Below are 16,405 nucleotides of genomic sequence, written 5' to 3' on the forward strand. Positions count from 1 at the left end.
TGAGGCCGAACGGAATGGCCATATCCGGCGAGGCGGCGGTGGTCTGCGGGTTAGTGATCACGTCGACCTTTTTGTTGGCCGCGGCGTCGATTTTCGCCTGGCGGTCGGCCAGCGCTTTATCAACGGCCTTGGCGACGATAGCGTCGATCTGTTCCTGAGTAAATTCTTGCGCCATTACAGAGGTAAGCGGAAAAAACGCGGCGATAACCGCCATGGTTAATGGAAGCTTTTTTATCATTGTCATGAGTTTCTCAATATAGGTTAATTTTATTCAGACAATAACCAGCCTATTCTGAGCTGACAGAATATGTCGCTATCATCAGAACAAGTTATTTTTTATTTTGTACGGTCACAGAGGCATTACACAATTATCGCTACTCTCCCTCCTTCGCTGGTATTAAAAAGGTGGTCTTTCGCCACTGACAAAAAACACAGCACGAACAAATAAACGCTATTTTTCGGCAGCGGACAAACAGCGTAATACATGCCCCCGCAGGGGCATGTCAGCAAAAATTAACTAAAGATATAGGTATTGACGAGATTTTCGAGTAATTCCTGACGCCCGCTCTGATGCTGCGGATTCAGATTATGCTGCTCAGCGTATCGGGCAATATTATCCAGCGACATCTGCCCGGTCATAATTTTCTGCCCCAGCTCGCCCTGCCAGCCGGCATAGCGTTTTGCCAGACCCTGATCGAGCTTGCCATCCTCAATCATGCGCGCGGCCAGCTTGAGGGACAGCGCCATTACGTCCATGGCGCCAATATGGCCATAGAACATGTCGTATTTGTCGGTGCTCTGCCGACGAACTTTGGCGTCAAAGTTCAGGCCGCCGGTGGTGAATCCCCCGGCTTTGAGGATCTCGTACATCACCAGGGTATTTTCTTCCACGCTGTTCGGGAACTGGTCCGTATCCCAGCCGAGCTGCGCATCGCCGCGGTTAGCATCAACGGAGCCGAAGATCCCCAGCGCGATGGCGCTGGCGATTTCATGGTGGAAAGAGTGCCCCGCCAGGGTGGCGTGGTTGGCTTCAATGTTCACCTTGATCTCATTTTCCAGACCAAACTGCTTCAGGAAGCCATACACCGTCGCGACATCGTAATCGTACTGATGCTTGGTGGGTTCCTGCGGTTTCGGCTCGATAAGCAGCGTGCCGCCAAAGCCAATCTTATGCTTGTGCTCCACCACCATCTGCAGGAAGCGGCCAATCTGCTCGCGCTCCTGGCGCAGGTCGGTATTCAGCAGCGACTCGTAACCTTCGCGGCCGCCCCACAGCACATAGTTTTCGCCGCCGAGCTGGTGGGTGGCGTTCATGGCGGTCACCACCTGCGTGGCCGCCCAGGCAAACACCTCCGGATCGGGGTTGGTCGCCGCCCCGGCGCCGTAGCGCGGGTGGGTAAAGCAGTTGGCGGTGCCCCACAGCAGTTTCACGCCGGTTTGCTGCTGTTTCTCCGCCAGCACCTCGGTCATCACGGCGAAATTGTGCAGATATTCTTTCAGCGACGCGCCTTCTGGCGAGACGTCGACATCGTGGAAGCAGTAATACGGCACATTGAGCTTGTAGAAAAATTCAAACGCCACGTCCGCTTTGCGTTTGGCCATTTCCAGCGCATCGCCCGCGGCCTGCCAGGGACGCTCAAACGAGCCGGCGCCAAACATATCCGCGCCATTCCAGCAGAAGTTATGCCAATAACAGGCGGCAAAACGCAGATGATCGGCCATGCGTTTTCCCAGCACGATTTCATCCGGATTATAGTGGCGAAACGCCAGCGGATTATCGGTTTTGGGTCCGGCAAAGCGAACGCGATCAACCTGGTCGAAATAGGTTTGCATGATGAACTCCGAAATTGAGAAACAGGAAAATTAACAACTGTGACACATCGTGTATTCTCATCGTCGGTTGCTCAATTACGTTATTTCACTCGGCGATTGAGAAAATGCTCAAATGTGAGCCATCTCGCAAATAAAACTATTTTAAATATCTCGCTTCGCGCGCGTATAGCGTACACTTCCTGGGGAACTCAGGTATCCATACCAAATTAAAATGCCGGTTTTGTCACAATGCCTGCCTGCCAAAAAATTAGCGGCGGATAACGATTCAACGCAGGCGATACAGGCCTTTGCTTCGAGGATCACAGAAGTAAAAAAACATAATTACGTAATTTAAAAACGTAATAGATTCTTCCAGGTCAACTGTGTCAGAAAGTGTTTCACCTACACAAAACAAACCGGAGTCTGCTTAGAATGAGTAAAAACATAATGCACAGTCGGCATGATGAATATCATAAATTAACCCGCGGAGAACGAATTGGTTATGGCATGGGCGACTTTGCGCAAAACCTGGTTTTCGGCACAATTGGGGGTTTTCTGGCTTTGCATATGCTGACGGTAAATACCATCAGCACGGCAACGGCAGGCTTTATTTTTCTTTTTGTCCGCATCATTAATGTGTTTTGGGATCCGATGGTCGGAACCTACGTGGATAAACGAACCTCGAAAGCGGGGAAATATCGTCCGTGGCTGTTACGAGCCGGCGTTCCGCTGGTGATCCTGTCGGCATTACTGTTCGCGCCCATCCCTGGGGTGAAAGGTTCGGTGGCTTTCGCCTTTATTATTTATCTGGCGCTGGACCTGGTTTATTCCTTAGTCAATATTCCCTATGGCTCGCTGAATGCGTCACTGACCCGCGACCCGGAATCGATCGATAAGCTGACCAGTACCCGCATGATGCTGGCCAACAGCGCCAACCTGCTGGTCTATACCCTGTTCCCGATGTTTGTGCAGATGGCGGCGCCGAAAGATCGCAGCCTGAAAGACACCGGCTTTTTTGGCCTTGAGCTGAATCTGGGCAACTATACCGATCCGTCGGCGAACTACGCCTGGTTTGGCGTATACGCCATCTATATGATCATCGGCGCGGTGGCCCTGTTTATTTGTTATAAATTCACCAAAGAACGCGTTGTCGCGACCGCCGAGCAGACCGCCAACGTCAAAACCACCGACCTTTTCCACGAGCTCAGACATAACCGCCCGCTGGTGATCCTCGGCATGTTCTTTATGCTGGCCTTTACCTTCATGTTCTTCATGAACACCGTTAACGGCTTCTTCAACCAGTTCGTCGTCGGCCATTCCGAATGGATGGGCGCCGTGGGTCTCGTCGCGTCTATTCCCGGCATCGCCTTCCCGGTGTTCTGGCCGAAACTGAAAAAAATCTTTGGTAAAAAAGGCTTCTTCCATCTGTTCCTCGCCATGTTCATCGTCGGCGAACTGCTGACCTACGTCTGGTCCCGCGAAGGGATGCACGACGCCCTGTGGCTGGCCTACATCGCCACCTTTATTAAACAGTGGGGCTTAACCTCCGCCACCGGCTTTATGTGGGCGCTGGTACCGGAAGTCATCGCGTATGGCGAATTAAAATCAGGCAAACGCAATGCCGCCATTATCAATGCCATTATGGGACTCTTCTTCAAGATCGGCTTCACCATCGGCGGCGCGATCCCGCTGTGGCTGCTGGCGGTGTATGGATTTAATGAAAGCGGCGCCGTGCAGAGCGCCAGCGCCATCGACGGGATCATTATGACCGCGGTGTGGATCCCGATCGCGCTGGCCGCTATTTCGATGGTGATTATTCAGGTTTATCCGATCTCCGATAAACATGTTACCGACATTAACCGTCAGCTGGATGAGATCCGCGTGTAGTTAAAAAAATTATAAATCAGACCGATTCGTCACTTTCCATTTTAAAAGGTGTAATGAAATGTCACTTATTCAAAACCCGATATTACGCGGCTTTAATGCCGACCCCAGTATTATTCGCGTCGAGGATACGTACTATATTGCCAACTCGACGTTTGAGTGGTTCCCGGGCGTGCGTTTACATGAGTCGAAAGACCTGAAAAACTGGAACCTGCTGCCTTCGCCGCTCTCCACCACCACCCTGCTGGACATGAAGGGCAACCCCTCCTCCGGCGGCATTTGGGCGCCAGCGCTCTCCTGGGCCGATGGGCAATTCTGGTTGGTGTATACCGATGTGAAGGTCACCGAAGGTGCCTTTAAAGACATGACCAACTACCTGACCACCGCGAAGGATATTCGGGGCCCGTGGAGCGACCCGATCAAGCTGAACGGCGTCGGGTTTGACGCCTCGCTGTTCCATGACGACGATGGCCGGAAATATATCGTCCAGCAAACCTGGGATCACCGGGAGTACCATCACCCCTTCGATGGCATTACCTTAACGGAGCTGGATACCAACACGCTGAAGTTAATGCCGGAAACCGCGCGCACCATCTACCGCGGCACCGCCGTGGCGCTGGTCGAGGGGCCGCACCTCTATAAACTGAACGGCTACTACTATCTGTTTGCCGCCCAGGGCGGCACCGTGTTTACCCACCAGGAGGTGGTGGCGCGGTCGAAAACCCTCGAGGCCGACAGCTTCGAAACCGAGCCGGGCGACGTGTTCTTAACCAACGTCGATACCCCGGACAGCTACATTCAGAAACAGGGCCATGGCGCGCTGGTCTCTACCCCGGAAGGCGAATGGTATTACGCCTCGCTCTGCGCCCGGCCATGGAATCGCCCGGGGGAATCCATCTACGATCCACGCGGCTGGTCAACCCTCGGCCGGGAAACCTCGATCCAGAAAGTGTACTGGGACGACGAGGGCTGGCCGCGTATTGAAGGCGGTCACGGCGGGAAAACCTTCGTCGAAGGGCCGAAAGACGCCATCTTCACCGAAAGCGCCAGCGATAATAGCCAGCAGGATGACTTTACCTCGCCAGCGCTCGACCCGAACTGGAATACCCTGCGGGTGCCGTTTACGGCCAAAATGGGCACCACCGGCGACGGCAAATTAACCTTAATCGGCCAGGGTTCGTTAGCCAATACGCATGACCTGTCGCTGATTGCCCGCCGCTGGCAGGCCTTCTATTTTGACGCCGCGGTGAAGGTAAAATTCGAGCCCTTCAGCTACCAGCAGATGGCCGGGTTAACGAATTACTATAACGACCGCCACTGGAGCTTTGTCTTCCTGACCTGGAATGAAATTAACGGCAAGGTCATCGAAGTCGGCGAAAATAACCGCGGGAAATACACGTCGTACCTGAAAGATAACGCCATCAAGGTGCCAGACGGCGTCGAATACGTCTGGTTCCGGACTAAGGTCCGCAAGCAGACCTACAGCTATGAATACAGCTTCGATGGCGTGACCTTCACCGAGATCCCGGTCCAGCTGGATGCCGCGGTACTGTCCGATGACTATGTATTGCAGAGCTACGGCGGGTTCTTTACCGGGGCGTTCGTCGGCCTGGCGGCGGTAGACTACGCCGGGTACGGCACCCAGGCTGAGTTTTATCAGTTCGAGTATCAGGAGCTGGGCGATAGGTTAGCGGCCGATGGCAGTTACAGCTGGGAGGCTGGCGAGACGCGGGATAAGTAAGAGACACATATCAGTGTCAGCGTTTATAGCAACAGTACCTGTACGGTAACAGTGACGTTTAATCTGTCCAGGCAGGGTTATTAGCGCGGCATAGTCAATGACAAAAAGGGGGCATAACTTGCCCCTTTTATCTATCACGCTCTCACGTTCCAGTCGTCCGAATACTGGACATTGCCATCAACATAGCGCCAGGTAATTTTGTCATACATAAGGGAAACTGATTCCATGTGGTTGATTTGCGAGTTCCCTGTCATTTTAGCGTTCGGCATTCCCGGGTTAATGCCTGTTACTTTCACTCCCTCGATCAGCATGATGAAGTAGCATTCTTCCTGCCCTGCGTGGTTGATACGATACCAGCGGATCTCCGCGCTTTTAAGCGTTTGCCCCGTCGCGACAGCTTTATAGAGATACGGGCTGGAGCTATCAAACTCCTTTTCAATCATCATCGGTGAATGAGAGCGCTTACCCGTTATCTTCCCATTGGCGCTATCTACCGGAATATTCAGGCCGTGGCTAAAACCAACAATCTCTATGCTTCCCTCACGATCCTGAACATCTACCGACCCTTTAATTTCTGCACCGCCATCGTCTTTAAGCCACATGTATGCCGGAATGGGCATTTTACTAACTCCTTGTAGTTATGATTTTCTTCGTGATAAACCAATAGCAAACAATTGTTAAAAGCAACTGAAAGCTCACAATCGCTACTATCGTAAAATTTGAATATTTTTGCTGAGGGATTACGGACTGATAAGGTAGCAAGCGAAACAGCACCCAGAATAAGAAGGTAAAGCCGAATACTTTAGCAAATCGCCGCAACGTGGAATGGCCCAATGTTTTGAGGATATCAGTAAACCTAAATTTATGTATCACAGCACTATATATCGTGATTATGGCACTCATCGCAGGTATGCTGATAAATGTATTAATCAGTATACTAATATAGGTGCTCAGAGATTGCCAAACCTCTAAATCAGGCTCCCCCAAAATGAAATGAGTAACCTTGTCAGCGCTCTGATAAGTAAAACTACCCGTAATAGAGTCAACTAATCCATCATACGGAACAACTCTCGCAACAATCATCATCACCACAGCGAGCAACGCTATCTTAATAAGTAAATTAAAAACATGGCTGGCCATTGGCAATCACCTCAATAGAGCCGTATGCCTTCAGTTTCCTTATGCAGGGAACATCTATTTGCTGCGTCCTGAGAAGAGCATTACGTAACATGGCGAAATCTGAATCATGCGGAAGAGTGATGCACCCCTCTGATAAAGTGCCAGGATGAAGTCGAAAGTTGCCTCGCTTAACCCCCTCAATCCATGTGTAATCGTCGATTCCCCAGTCATCCCGCCACAGGGCAAACCATTCGCTATGCCTGAATGAAGCGCCCTTAACTACACTGTTATAGATATCTCGCACCCCTGCATTGACCTGCGATCTGAGCCCCCCTTCCGGACGGTCAACAATCCAGTATTTTCCCGCTGGTACCGGCCCCTCTTTAGGTATCATTGCGCAGGCACCACGGTTACGGTAAGCACCATTCCCGGAAAACGCCAGGAAGGTACCAACGCCGGGGAATGATAATGGAGAATAATACATGTCGTTAATGACAAATTTACCATGGAGAGCCATAAACTACCCACGCCATTTAATAATTTATGGATATAGTACCGGTTGTGTAGCAAACTACGCAAATTAACTAACTTATTTTCAGAATATATAAATACCATTACCGTTTCAACTAAAAGCTATGCGTAGTTTTAGCGACAGCGGCTGGATTTTATCATAAGAGAAATCTGTTTGATGCATCATTTTGTTCAAAATATCAGGCATCATTTGCAGGTTTTTATTGACAGAACAAAACTATTACTGCCGGCATAAAGAGTTTTCCTGCTTGCAGCCAAAAGCGAAACGGACAGAATAGCATACACCGCACCACAACAAACACTAACTTGTCAGGAGTTCTGTTTCAAACCCAGAAAGGCACTGTCATTATAAAAACCACATGATATTTCAACAGAAAAACATGAAGACGCAAACGAGCATAGATTACAAATTTCTCACTGATATTCAGCATGATAACTTGGATATATTGATAGAATAAAACTTCACCCTCGCATTATTATCTTGAACAGTTTTATCATCGCTATGTAAAGCACCCCAGAAAGTGAAAGCACTGTCATTAGAGTGATATAAAAGAAAGTATCATACATTGTATCGGCGTTCACACTCCCGAACAAGAAGTGGCAAATATCCCTTGCGATATCATAATCGAGATAGATTTCCGGCCTTGGAAGTGCACGTCCCAGAACCAAAAACAGCAATATAAAATAAATGATCTTACTTATTTTACGGGCAAGCGTTATTAGAGCCACTGGCAACAACCTCCACCCAACCGCGAGCCATCAGGGAACGCATGCAGGGAACCTGTACTAACGATGTATTCATAAGCGCATTCCGGATCATGGCAAAATCAGAATTATGGGCGATAGTAATACAACCCTCGGAAACCGTACCCGGATGCAAACGGAAGTTACCACGTTTCACACCCTCTACCCACGTCTCATCGTCAATTCCGCGGTCGTCATGCCATAACGCAAACCAATCGCTATTCCCCCGCCGTAGTTCGCGGCAGGACGTAATGAAACGATTGGTGTTAGCCCTGCTTTTATTTATTTTCAAACACTTGGCTATAGCCTCCGCTCTCAGGCCGGAAGCGGATATCACTCTGGTGAATCCGTCAATGTTTGCTCGTGAAGGATATCGACGGCACAATATGATGCTGTCGATGTGTTCACATAAACCGCCTGTTCATGAGTCATAACCTGTTTCTGCCATGAACAAGTCAGAGCAAATACATATAAACCAATAATTTTAACATCCAAATTTTTTACGTATCCAATCACTTATCGAATACTTATATGCGCTTTATTATTTATTAAATTAATACATCTCACACCAAGATAATTCATCATAATAACCCACCGTAAAGTGATACACAATGATGTTTTACGCCTTATTTAAATCAATGGTTCAAAATCGTTTTGCAATACAATCTGTAACAATTAGATTATAGTAACACTTATCAAGCTGATTATTCTCTTGTAAATTAACACCGCTTATTTCTTGCAAAAATGATGTAAATCCTCAGTCATTTATTTAAACATAGGATAACTATATGGCAGACATAGAAGGGATAGCGCGGAAATTATATAACATCATTATCTCTCCTGATACAGTTACAGGGCTTATCAATGGTGGGTTATCTTTTCCTTTAGATTATGGTTATCTGATTTACGGTATCTCTGATACGGATACAAGATATGAACGTGAAACAGAAAGAATCCGTATGATGACCGCGATAAGACATGACATTCTTAACTATGAAAAATATCGTTAATGCAGTTAAATTAACCTTTCAGTTATTTAATAAATATCTATCCGAATCAGAACAAGACAGAATATACAGAAGTGTAGTTACCTCTATCGTGGGTAGAATCTCTACGAATATTATTGCATCGAACATCGCTAAAGCCGTTATAGAAAAAACGTCATTTACTTATGTAGTATTTAAGGGGAAAGGGAATCCAATAGCCTTTTTAAGTACTATCCTCTTGTTTGGTGGAATGGCAGAGCGTTCCATCAGGACGTCTGATAAACTCAGGAATGAAGCGCCCGAGGTATACTCGTTGTTAAGACCCCGCGATTATGATCTTCTTTATTTCTTAATTGCCGATGCGGTACAACCTTTTGTGGATGCCATCCATGCAGGGTACACTGAGGGCAACCCCGTGTTCGACAAGATTATGAAAAGAGTGGAAGATCATTTAAATGCGAATGCTAAGGCTGGGTGATATGAAAAAAATTATCACGCCACTCGTCGATATAGTTCTCTGCACCTATATTATTACTGCATGCTTTATTTGCTTGACTGAGTTTAATAACTGGCAGAATAAAATAATCGCAGTAACGATTACAATCGGCAGCGCTTATATCATCGCCATTGCGTTGAATAGATTGCTGGGAACAAAGATAGGTGTATTAAGCGGTGTTTTTAATTTACTATCAGGCCCGCTACTAATTATAGGCGCTATTGTTTGCATAGCCTTACTTGACCCGTGGCCGGTTAAGATTATTGGTCTGTTTTTATGGGTCATTATAATGTTTTGTTTACCTTCATTTATAAATAGAAATAAGGAATAATCATGTCAAATCCAGCATATCTTTGGCTAACCGATACAAACGGCTCCCCTATAACGGGTAGTTCTCTCGTTACAGGGCGTATTGGCGCTATTGAATTAAAAGCGGTAACGCACCACCTATCCATTCCTGTGGATGGAAACACCGGGAGATTAACAGGAACCAGAGTACATACGCCTATTACGGTACAGAAAGATTTTGATAAAACAACGCCCCATTTATACAAAGCGCTGAGTGAGAACCAAACATTAAAGTCGGCAACCATAAAGATGTATCAGATCCTTGATGCAGGTGTTGAAAGCGAATATTTTAATATTATATTAGAGAATGTAAAAGTAACTGGAATTACCCCCAACTTATTTCCTTATTCTGGTACAGGCACACATAGCGAAACGATTCAGTTAAGGTATGAGGCCATCACCTGGAAACATTGCGATGGGAATATCATTTACAAAGATTCCTGGAATCATCGGGCAACAGCATAAACTCCCCTTAGACAAAAGGCCATTCAAAACAGTGGCCTTGTCTAAGTTCAACTGATTATTTAAACCATCATTGCCAAACAAGCCATCCAAATGCAACCGCATGGTTTGGAGGCATAGTATCTTGAAGCTATACCTCCTTGAGTAGTGCTAAATTAATTCAACACATTCGATACCTGCATTGCTTTAAGCCCCCTATAACTTCCGCTGCTCCAGGCTGGAATAAATCGTTTTAATTTCCTCTTGTAAGCTTTCGCCACGGTAAGCTCCAGTGCCGCACGATGCTGTCTTTTCGCTGTTGCAAACGAGCCGCAACTTCGAGTCGCCCGGACGACTCCACCGCTTTGATGGGGACAAGCAGATCCCGAGTCTTCAGGTCAGCAGTGTTCCGCTTACCGATGGCAGCAAAGAGATTATCTTCGAGGCTTTTCAATACACGAGCGCTATGCGATGCAGACCACTTCTGATTGCTGGCGTGCCACTCTCTGGCTACCACTTCAAACGTAATCGCCTCTTGCTCATGCTCTACCTTAACAGCTTTCTTGTTCTCACTAGGATCGACGCCGTTAGCTAACAACTTACGGGCTTCATCCCGACGATTTCTGGCATCAGCCAACGACACTTCAGGGTATTTCCCCAGCGCCAGCATCTTCTCTTTCCCACCGAAGCGATAACGAAGCCGCCAATATTTGGAGCCGTTAGGGTGAACCAGCAAACCATGCCTTCACCGTCAGTCAGTTTGTAGACTTTTGCTTCAGGCTTTGCCGAACGAACCATCACATCACTCAGAGCCATGATGAGTATCCTTTCAAGGGTTCTGTGTGGGTACAAACATTATCGAACCGGGATATACCCGCAGTTGTACCCGCATCAGTAAGTTGATGTAGATTGAATCTGGTTGACTTAGGTTGAGTGAAAAAGCGAGGAAAGCCTTGTGGATACTGGATTTCAGGCACAAAAAAAGACCTCAGTTGAGGTCCATTTACATGCTTTTGGTGCGAAGGCCGGACTCGCCAAATCAAACTAATCAACTGAATTAATTAAATATAAAAATATACAACCTTAGTCTATATACTCACTTGTATACTCAATCAATTTTAGTTAGCAATCATTTAAAATCAATGAGTTAAAAAATGCATGTAATCCCATTTTTAGACAAATTCGTCAGCAGAGACCAACTGAAACTCTCTACTTCAGTTGGTCTTAGCTAATACCCCAGGATAGTGTTTCGCAATAATGTCATTCATCATTTCTATCAGCTCCAAACGCTTGAATGTCAGATGGGCTGTTCCCTTCTGAAAGTAGCGGATGCTGAAGTATTCATCCTCGTAAGCATTCTTAGCCGGGTTATCCCGAATATGTTCCATCAATCGAAAAGATATATCACCACGGCTGTCAGGTATTGGTTTGCCATCAAGTAAAAACAGCATCCGCTCAAGGTCAGCCAACTGATCCCTCCGCCAACCCCAGTTAAGGCTAAAGCCCCAGCGGTTATGAGTTACCAAATGGTTAATGATTATCTTCTTACCAAAGCTGCAGGGGCTATTGGTTTTATAATCCCATGACAGGCCTTTGAAGACGTTAATGATCCCGCGCTCAAATACTTCCATTTTGTTCAGATGTAACTGTTCAAAAGTACTGAGAATGTTCGCCTCACTGATAGCAGGAAGATCGCCCTCCTCCAGGTTCTTGTGCCACTGGTCGCGAGCCTGTGCATCCATTAAGGCCATCATGCCGGACTTCAGCATCAAATCGCGCCAGATACTACTGTCGATATTGCGGGTGACGGCAGGCATCGCTTTATCTGCCTTCTCAGTCAGCCAACTATCGTAGCGGTGCCCTGGCTTCATCGCCCAGTCTTGCGCTGTACCACCGCCAATTTCTGAGGTTAACCCTGAAATGGTATCAAGCTGCTGAATGAGCTGTTCGATCTGTTTCAGGGCGGTATCTCGGCCTGTGACAACGCGCTCGATACTAGTCGAAAGGATGAGTTCATTGTGCTCCGTTAATACATCGGGTTCTGTTTGCATCGTTAATCGTCCATTAAAGCAAACACGCCTGCCGGGAGTGGCTGGCGCATTATGCGATGAATACAAAAGGTGGGAAGTTCAGAGGTAAAAATCAGGAATGAGGCTCGAAGTATTCAGGTATTTATTAATCCGGTAGCTCGCCTGGCTCGGAGAATATCGGTAGCGGTTAGGAATGGTGTCTGCTCCTGCCATGTAAATCCTTTGCGGTCAAGGCGCACCAGTTCATAGCGTTCCACCAGGAAATTCACTGCATCAGCAAGTGTAATACCAGCTTCAATATGCTCTTGGATGACCGCCTCGTCATGGAATGGCGTGTCGTTAAGCGTCAGGCCGTAATGGTGATCCAGCAGATACGTTAAAAGTTGCTGCCAGACCTGCACGGGCGACAGATGTGACGAAACCGGCACCTTGGCCAGTACAGTTGAAATGTGCATGGGTAGAATCATGAAAAAAGAAGAAGAGAGAAGGTGTTACAGGGTGGGATAAATAGAAATGTAAACGTAACCGCAGCTACCACGGGTATCAGCTATACAGGTTAAACTCGCAAGTTGAATGTTTACCTGACGTTGCTGATGTGGATTTAGTTCGCCAGCACGCAGCATATCTTCCAGTTGTTCTACAAACAGCGGGAAAGCCAGATCTAATTGCTGCAGGTGCATTGGGCTAAAACTCCCCGTCAATCCAGCCCTGTCAGCCAGGTAACGCAGCCGGTTGCCTTCCTGAACTAATCTTGCGCCAAATCGTGGGGTGATATCGCTTTGTAGCCCCCATTCATGGGATGGTGTTAATGACATGGATATCTCCGTTTAAAGCAAACCCTGCTCGGCAAAGGAGACCACCTCGTTTCCAACCACCAAATGATCCAGCACTCGCACTTCTACCAGTGCCAAGGCTTTCACTATCCGCTGAGTGATGTGTTTATCCTGCTGACTGATTTCTGTCGTACCTGACGGATGGTTATGAGCCAGAATTACCGCAGCGGCATTGTGTTTCAGAGCCAATTTAACCACTTCGCGGGGATGCACTTCGGTATGGCTGAGTGTGCCGGTAAACAGTGTTTCGCATCCCAGCAGGCAGTGCTGATTGTCGAGATACATCACGATAAAAACTTCACGCTCCTGATGAGCCATCTGTAATTGCAGCCAGGTTTTAGTGAAGCTGGTGGAAGTAAATGGCTCACTCGGTTGACGCTGATATTTCTCCAGCAGTCGTAACGCCCGACGAATGATGCGTTGCTCGTTTGCAGGAAATACCGGGGATAAATTGAATACAGACATATTTGCTCCTTAAAACAAAAAGCCTCGCCGGTTTATTGGCAAGGCCTAGGGGAAGGGATAATAAAAAGGTTCATGAAACAAGCTGCAGCATATTCTCAGCCATCACCCACAGAGCACGGTTGAGCTTTACATCACCGTCGATACCTTTAACAGCGCGTGTATGGGCTCGTTTACCTTTAGTGGTTCGTCCAGACAGACCGCCTTTGATCAGGTTTTCCTGAATGCGCTGATAAGTGGTCCACAGGTCATTACTTTCATCCTGCCAGCGGCGTGGGGATAGGATTTGGGATTCCGTCACCGGCTGATGCTCTTCACCAAAGCGATAGGTTAATGCTGCTTTCGCCATCGCCTGTTGTGCTGGCGGCGGTAACAAAAGCGTCTGCATTGCATTGCGCTTCTCCTCCACCCGATCAAATATCCCCAGTACCTCGTAAGCCCCTTCAATGACTTTCTCCACCACGTTACCCTTATGGGGAACACGCACTTCACCAAAACTCTCACCGCAAATCAGCCCATTTTGGCAAACCGATCTAAATAGCCCCGGCAGCATCTGGTATGAGCTGGAACCGTCATGGCTATTAAGCAGAATAATTTCCGGCACTTGCTTGCCAGTGATTTGGCCTTCGCGGCGCAGGCGCAGCATATGTTTAGTGTGTTCACGCTTGCTCTGATCCCGCACACGAGTCTGGCAGGCGAAGAACGGCTGGAAGCCTTCTCGCTGCAGGTTATCGAGAAGGGTTATGGTCGGGATGTAGGTGTATCGGTCACTACGTGATTCATGCTTTTCTTCACTAAAGACACTCGGAACGTAATGCGCCAGTTCATCATGGGTTAGAGGACGGTCGCGGCGAACCAGGTTGACCGCACCAAAGCGACTGGCTAATTTCATGATAATTTCCTTAGGTTTTGGGGCATAAAAACAAAAGCCCCTGCTCCGTAAGGAGGCAGGGGCGATATGCAGGTTCAGTGATCGTTGCAGCAGAAGGCGGCTCAGAAGTTGTCCAGGATCCGTAATATCTGCGCCATCAGGGCAGTTATCAGCGCGGTCACCAGCAGCGTGGCTGCTTCTCTGGCTGCATCTATGCTGTCGTCATCGCGACCGGCCTGACGAAAGCGGATTTCAATAAATTGTCGGGCTTGCTGACCGCCGTACCAGGTCAGAACGTGACCCAAAGCGGTCACCAGCATTTTCAGAAAAATCATAGGGTTTGCTCCGGACTGCCTGACGGCAGTCCGTTGGTGATGTGACGTCTTTTATGGAGGGAGATGAAACAGAGAGACTACTCAGTTATAGGTGTAGCGCCACGCCCCTCTGTCGGTGGTGACTACCACTTCCGAAGCCACGCACTCATTATAAAAATTCACTTTGACGGACTGCCCGTAGTGCAGAGTGATCGGCAGAATGGTTTCCTTGTTAACGGAGGACATAAACTTTTTGTTGTCGATGCGGCAGTTGCCCCGATTAACGTCAATGTTTTCAACTCTCACACTGTCATCCAGCGAGGTGACCACTACAGTGGCGTAGCGTGTTCCGGCAGGATGAACATAATCACTGGTCTCCACTTTTATTGGAGAAGCTGGCTCGGCCAGCGCCGAAGCAGACAATAAAAGCAGTGCGGGTATCAACCATTGTTTGATTTTCACAGCGTATTCCTTTTAAGAGTAACGTATCGCCGGAACACGAATATCATCATTCATTACCAGCAACAGAAGGTAAAAACAGGTACAAATCAGAGTGAGGCCTTTGCCACACAGCCGTGTGTGCCAAACTCTGGCAGCACCTTCGCAGCCCCAGCTAGCGTGAAGGTAGCTGGATTAACACCTTCGCCGGATACCGAAACTTGTTTGCCGTTACGCAACTGTGTCCAGGCCAGCACCAGGTTATTGCTGCCGATACGACTGCCAGACTCACTGATATCAATGGCCTCTCCACCGTCAATGCTGACCTGAAGGTTTTTATCTTCATCCATACTGACTTCATGCCCGCTGGCGTCCGTAAATATGACCGTAGCCGGCTGTGAGCCATAATCCTCACAGGATAGATATAACTGTGACTGACCTTTCCCCTTGATAACAAACTCTGATACGCCTTGGCCCCAACCACTGGACCAAGTGTCCTTATTTCCAAAAGCCTGCGCCATGACCGGAACAAGGCCACAGACCAGCACCAACGCGCTGAGTGATGAATTTTTCATGAATGTATCCTTTTGTAAGTAAAGCAAATTGTCCTGACGGACGGGAATACGGGCTCATTCCCTGATGAGCCCGCTGATATATTGATAATGCGGCAGGGCCTGAATGAATCTCGGGTCCTGAAAAATGCGAGTGATATGGCTGTTTCGCACAAAACAGCTGAGGGTCATCACCACATCAGTGATGGCTGAAAGGGTGAACACCTGAATGCGATCTTTCGATACGCCCACCAAGTACCACTCCCCGTCCAGACAGATCAGCCGGTAAGGGGCCACTGCAGACTGCTGATGACCTTGATGCAGAAAGTGAACACAGCGATTACGGATGATGGCCTGAACGATAGCCTGGAAACCACCAAACAACGCAGGTGCCTGACGTGGCGGGGCATTCCAGATAATACATGGAGAGTCCTGACCACTGTCGAGCAACACCGACAGCAGCCTGGGATCCAGAGTAGGAAAGTAATGTGCCACGCTGGTTATCCGGGCAAAGCGGAGAATGTCGCTGTTGGTGCGAAAGGGACCCCGTGCGTCCAGGAGCCGGAAGCTTCCACGGGAATATTCGATGTCGAGATAACGCAAACGCTCACGCAAGTCGCGCTGAACGGTGCGCTCAGAAACGCCAAACTCCTGAGCCAATTGTCTGACGCTGAGTGATTCGCCCATAAAGAGGCGACTGACCAGGATGGCGAGACGGCTGGCCAACCGATCATAGCGGTGTCCCTGTTCAGACATGTTGTGTGCTCCCAGCAGAAAATATTGGTACCAGTCATCTGCTGGCAG

19 protein-coding genes and 3 pseudogenes are annotated in these 16,405 nt (G+C 48.3%); 5 read left to right on the plus strand and 17 right to left on the minus strand.

What is annotated here, in order from left to right:
• Positions 1-244, minus strand: a pseudogene (locus CW267_RS05160) (carbohydrate porin); the annotation flags it as partial.
• Between the two features lie 269 nt (positions 245-513).
• On the minus strand, positions 514-1,833 hold the full coding sequence (gene xylA / locus CW267_RS05165; protein WP_080930698.1) for a xylose isomerase: 1,320 nt from the start codon (positions 1,831-1,833) through the stop codon (positions 514-516).
• 426 nt (positions 1,834-2,259) lie between these two features.
• On the opposite strand from xylA, the gene CW267_RS05170 reads away from it, so the two are divergent.
• Together CW267_RS05170 and CW267_RS05175 are read left to right on the plus strand one after the other, a co-directional pair.
• Complete coding sequence (locus CW267_RS05170) at positions 2,260-3,699, plus strand: MFS transporter (RefSeq protein WP_074193553.1); 1,440 nt, start codon at positions 2,260-2,262, stop codon at positions 3,697-3,699.
• Between the two features lie 58 nt (positions 3,700-3,757).
• Complete coding sequence (locus tag CW267_RS05175) at positions 3,758-5,437, plus strand: glycoside hydrolase family 43 protein (protein WP_064166215.1); 1,680 nt, start codon at positions 3,758-3,760, stop codon at positions 5,435-5,437.
• Between the two features lie 134 nt (positions 5,438-5,571).
• Here CW267_RS05175 and CW267_RS05180 read toward each other — a convergent pair whose 3' ends face one another.
• The 5 genes from CW267_RS05180 to CW267_RS05200 all read right to left on the minus strand — a co-directional run bounded on the left by CW267_RS05180 (position 5,572) and on the right by CW267_RS05200 (position 8,168).
• Entirely contained in the window at positions 5,572-6,057 is a 486-nt protein-coding gene (locus tag CW267_RS05180) for an Hcp family type VI secretion system effector (RefSeq protein ID WP_032433429.1), read from the minus strand.
• A 4-nt stretch (positions 6,058-6,061) separates the two neighbouring features.
• Positions 6,062-6,577: a hypothetical protein gene (locus tag CW267_RS05185; protein ID WP_046622671.1), complete on the minus strand. Its 516-nt coding sequence runs from the start codon at positions 6,575-6,577 to the stop codon at positions 6,062-6,064.
• Entirely contained in the window at positions 6,558-7,073 is a 516-nt protein-coding gene (locus CW267_RS05190; RefSeq protein WP_032433425.1) for a DUF2778 domain-containing protein, read from the minus strand. Before CW267_RS05190 ends, CW267_RS05185 begins: the two co-directional genes overlap by 20 nt.
• Positions 7,074-7,549: 476 nt before the next feature.
• The gene (locus CW267_RS31555) at positions 7,550-7,816 is read right to left on the minus strand and encodes a hypothetical protein (protein ID WP_100781467.1); all 267 of its coding nucleotides are present in this window, start codon (positions 7,814-7,816) and stop codon (positions 7,550-7,552) included.
• On the minus strand, positions 7,791-8,168 hold the full coding sequence (locus CW267_RS05200; protein ID WP_153690885.1) for a DUF2778 domain-containing protein: 378 nt from the start codon (positions 8,166-8,168) through the stop codon (positions 7,791-7,793). Before CW267_RS05200 ends, CW267_RS31555 begins: the two co-directional genes overlap by 26 nt.
• Positions 8,169-8,619: 451 nt before the next feature.
• Here CW267_RS05200 and CW267_RS05210 point away from each other — a divergent pair.
• The 3 genes and pseudogenes from CW267_RS05210 to CW267_RS05220 all read left to right on the plus strand — a co-directional run bounded on the left by CW267_RS05210 (position 8,620) and on the right by CW267_RS05220 (position 10,126).
• A pseudogene (locus CW267_RS05210) lies at positions 8,620-9,295 on the plus strand (hypothetical protein).
• A 1-nt stretch (position 9,296) separates the two neighbouring features.
• Complete coding sequence (locus CW267_RS05215; RefSeq protein WP_100781464.1) at positions 9,297-9,644, plus strand: hypothetical protein; 348 nt, start codon at positions 9,297-9,299, stop codon at positions 9,642-9,644.
• 2 nt (positions 9,645-9,646) lie between these two features.
• The gene (locus CW267_RS05220; protein ID WP_100781463.1) at positions 9,647-10,126 is read left to right on the plus strand and encodes an Hcp family type VI secretion system effector; all 480 of its coding nucleotides are present in this window, start codon (positions 9,647-9,649) and stop codon (positions 10,124-10,126) included.
• Between the two features lie 271 nt (positions 10,127-10,397).
• On the opposite strand, the pseudogene CW267_RS05230 reads toward CW267_RS05220, so the two are convergent.
• The 10 genes and pseudogenes from CW267_RS05230 to CW267_RS05275 form a co-directional block, all read right to left on the minus strand.
• Positions 10,398-10,918 (minus strand): annotated as a pseudogene (locus tag CW267_RS05230) (tyrosine-type recombinase/integrase); the annotation flags it as partial.
• Between the two features lie 398 nt (positions 10,919-11,316).
• On the minus strand, positions 11,317-12,153 hold the full coding sequence (locus CW267_RS05235; protein ID WP_100781462.1) for a DUF4942 domain-containing protein: 837 nt from the start codon (positions 12,151-12,153) through the stop codon (positions 11,317-11,319).
• Between the two features lie 113 nt (positions 12,154-12,266).
• Positions 12,267-12,587 (minus strand): TA system toxin CbtA family protein, encoded by a 321-nt coding sequence (locus tag CW267_RS05240; protein WP_100781461.1) that lies wholly within the window; start codon positions 12,585-12,587, stop codon positions 12,267-12,269.
• Positions 12,588-12,623: 36 nt separating this feature from the next.
• Entirely contained in the window at positions 12,624-12,947 is a 324-nt protein-coding gene (locus CW267_RS05245; protein ID WP_100781460.1) for a type IV toxin-antitoxin system YeeU family antitoxin, read from the minus strand.
• Between the two features lie 12 nt (positions 12,948-12,959).
• On the minus strand, positions 12,960-13,430 hold the full coding sequence (gene radC / locus CW267_RS05250) for a RadC family protein (protein ID WP_057068553.1): 471 nt from the start codon (positions 13,428-13,430) through the stop codon (positions 12,960-12,962).
• A 70-nt stretch (positions 13,431-13,500) separates the two neighbouring features.
• A complete protein-coding gene (locus tag CW267_RS05255; RefSeq protein ID WP_165787423.1) occupies positions 13,501-14,322 on the minus strand; it encodes a DUF932 domain-containing protein in 822 nt (273 codons plus the stop codon).
• Between the two features lie 98 nt (positions 14,323-14,420).
• On the minus strand, positions 14,421-14,633 hold the full coding sequence (locus tag CW267_RS05260) for a hypothetical protein (protein ID WP_100781458.1): 213 nt from the start codon (positions 14,631-14,633) through the stop codon (positions 14,421-14,423).
• An 81-nt stretch (positions 14,634-14,714) separates the two neighbouring features.
• A complete protein-coding gene (locus tag CW267_RS05265; protein WP_057068555.1) occupies positions 14,715-15,074 on the minus strand; it encodes a hypothetical protein in 360 nt (119 codons plus the stop codon).
• Between the two features lie 86 nt (positions 15,075-15,160).
• Positions 15,161-15,625, minus strand: a complete 465-nt coding sequence (locus tag CW267_RS05270) for a hypothetical protein (protein ID WP_057068557.1) — start codon at positions 15,623-15,625, stop codon at positions 15,161-15,163.
• Positions 15,626-15,679: 54 nt separating this feature from the next.
• Positions 15,680-16,357: a helix-turn-helix transcriptional regulator gene (locus CW267_RS05275; protein ID WP_100781457.1), complete on the minus strand. Its 678-nt coding sequence runs from the start codon at positions 16,355-16,357 to the stop codon at positions 15,680-15,682.
• Between the last annotated feature and the right edge of the window lie 48 nt (positions 16,358-16,405).

The organism is Klebsiella sp. X1-16S-Nf21 (assembly GCF_002837615.1).
GTDB classification, from domain to species: Bacteria; Pseudomonadota; Gammaproteobacteria; order Enterobacterales; family Enterobacteriaceae; genus Klebsiella; species Klebsiella variicola.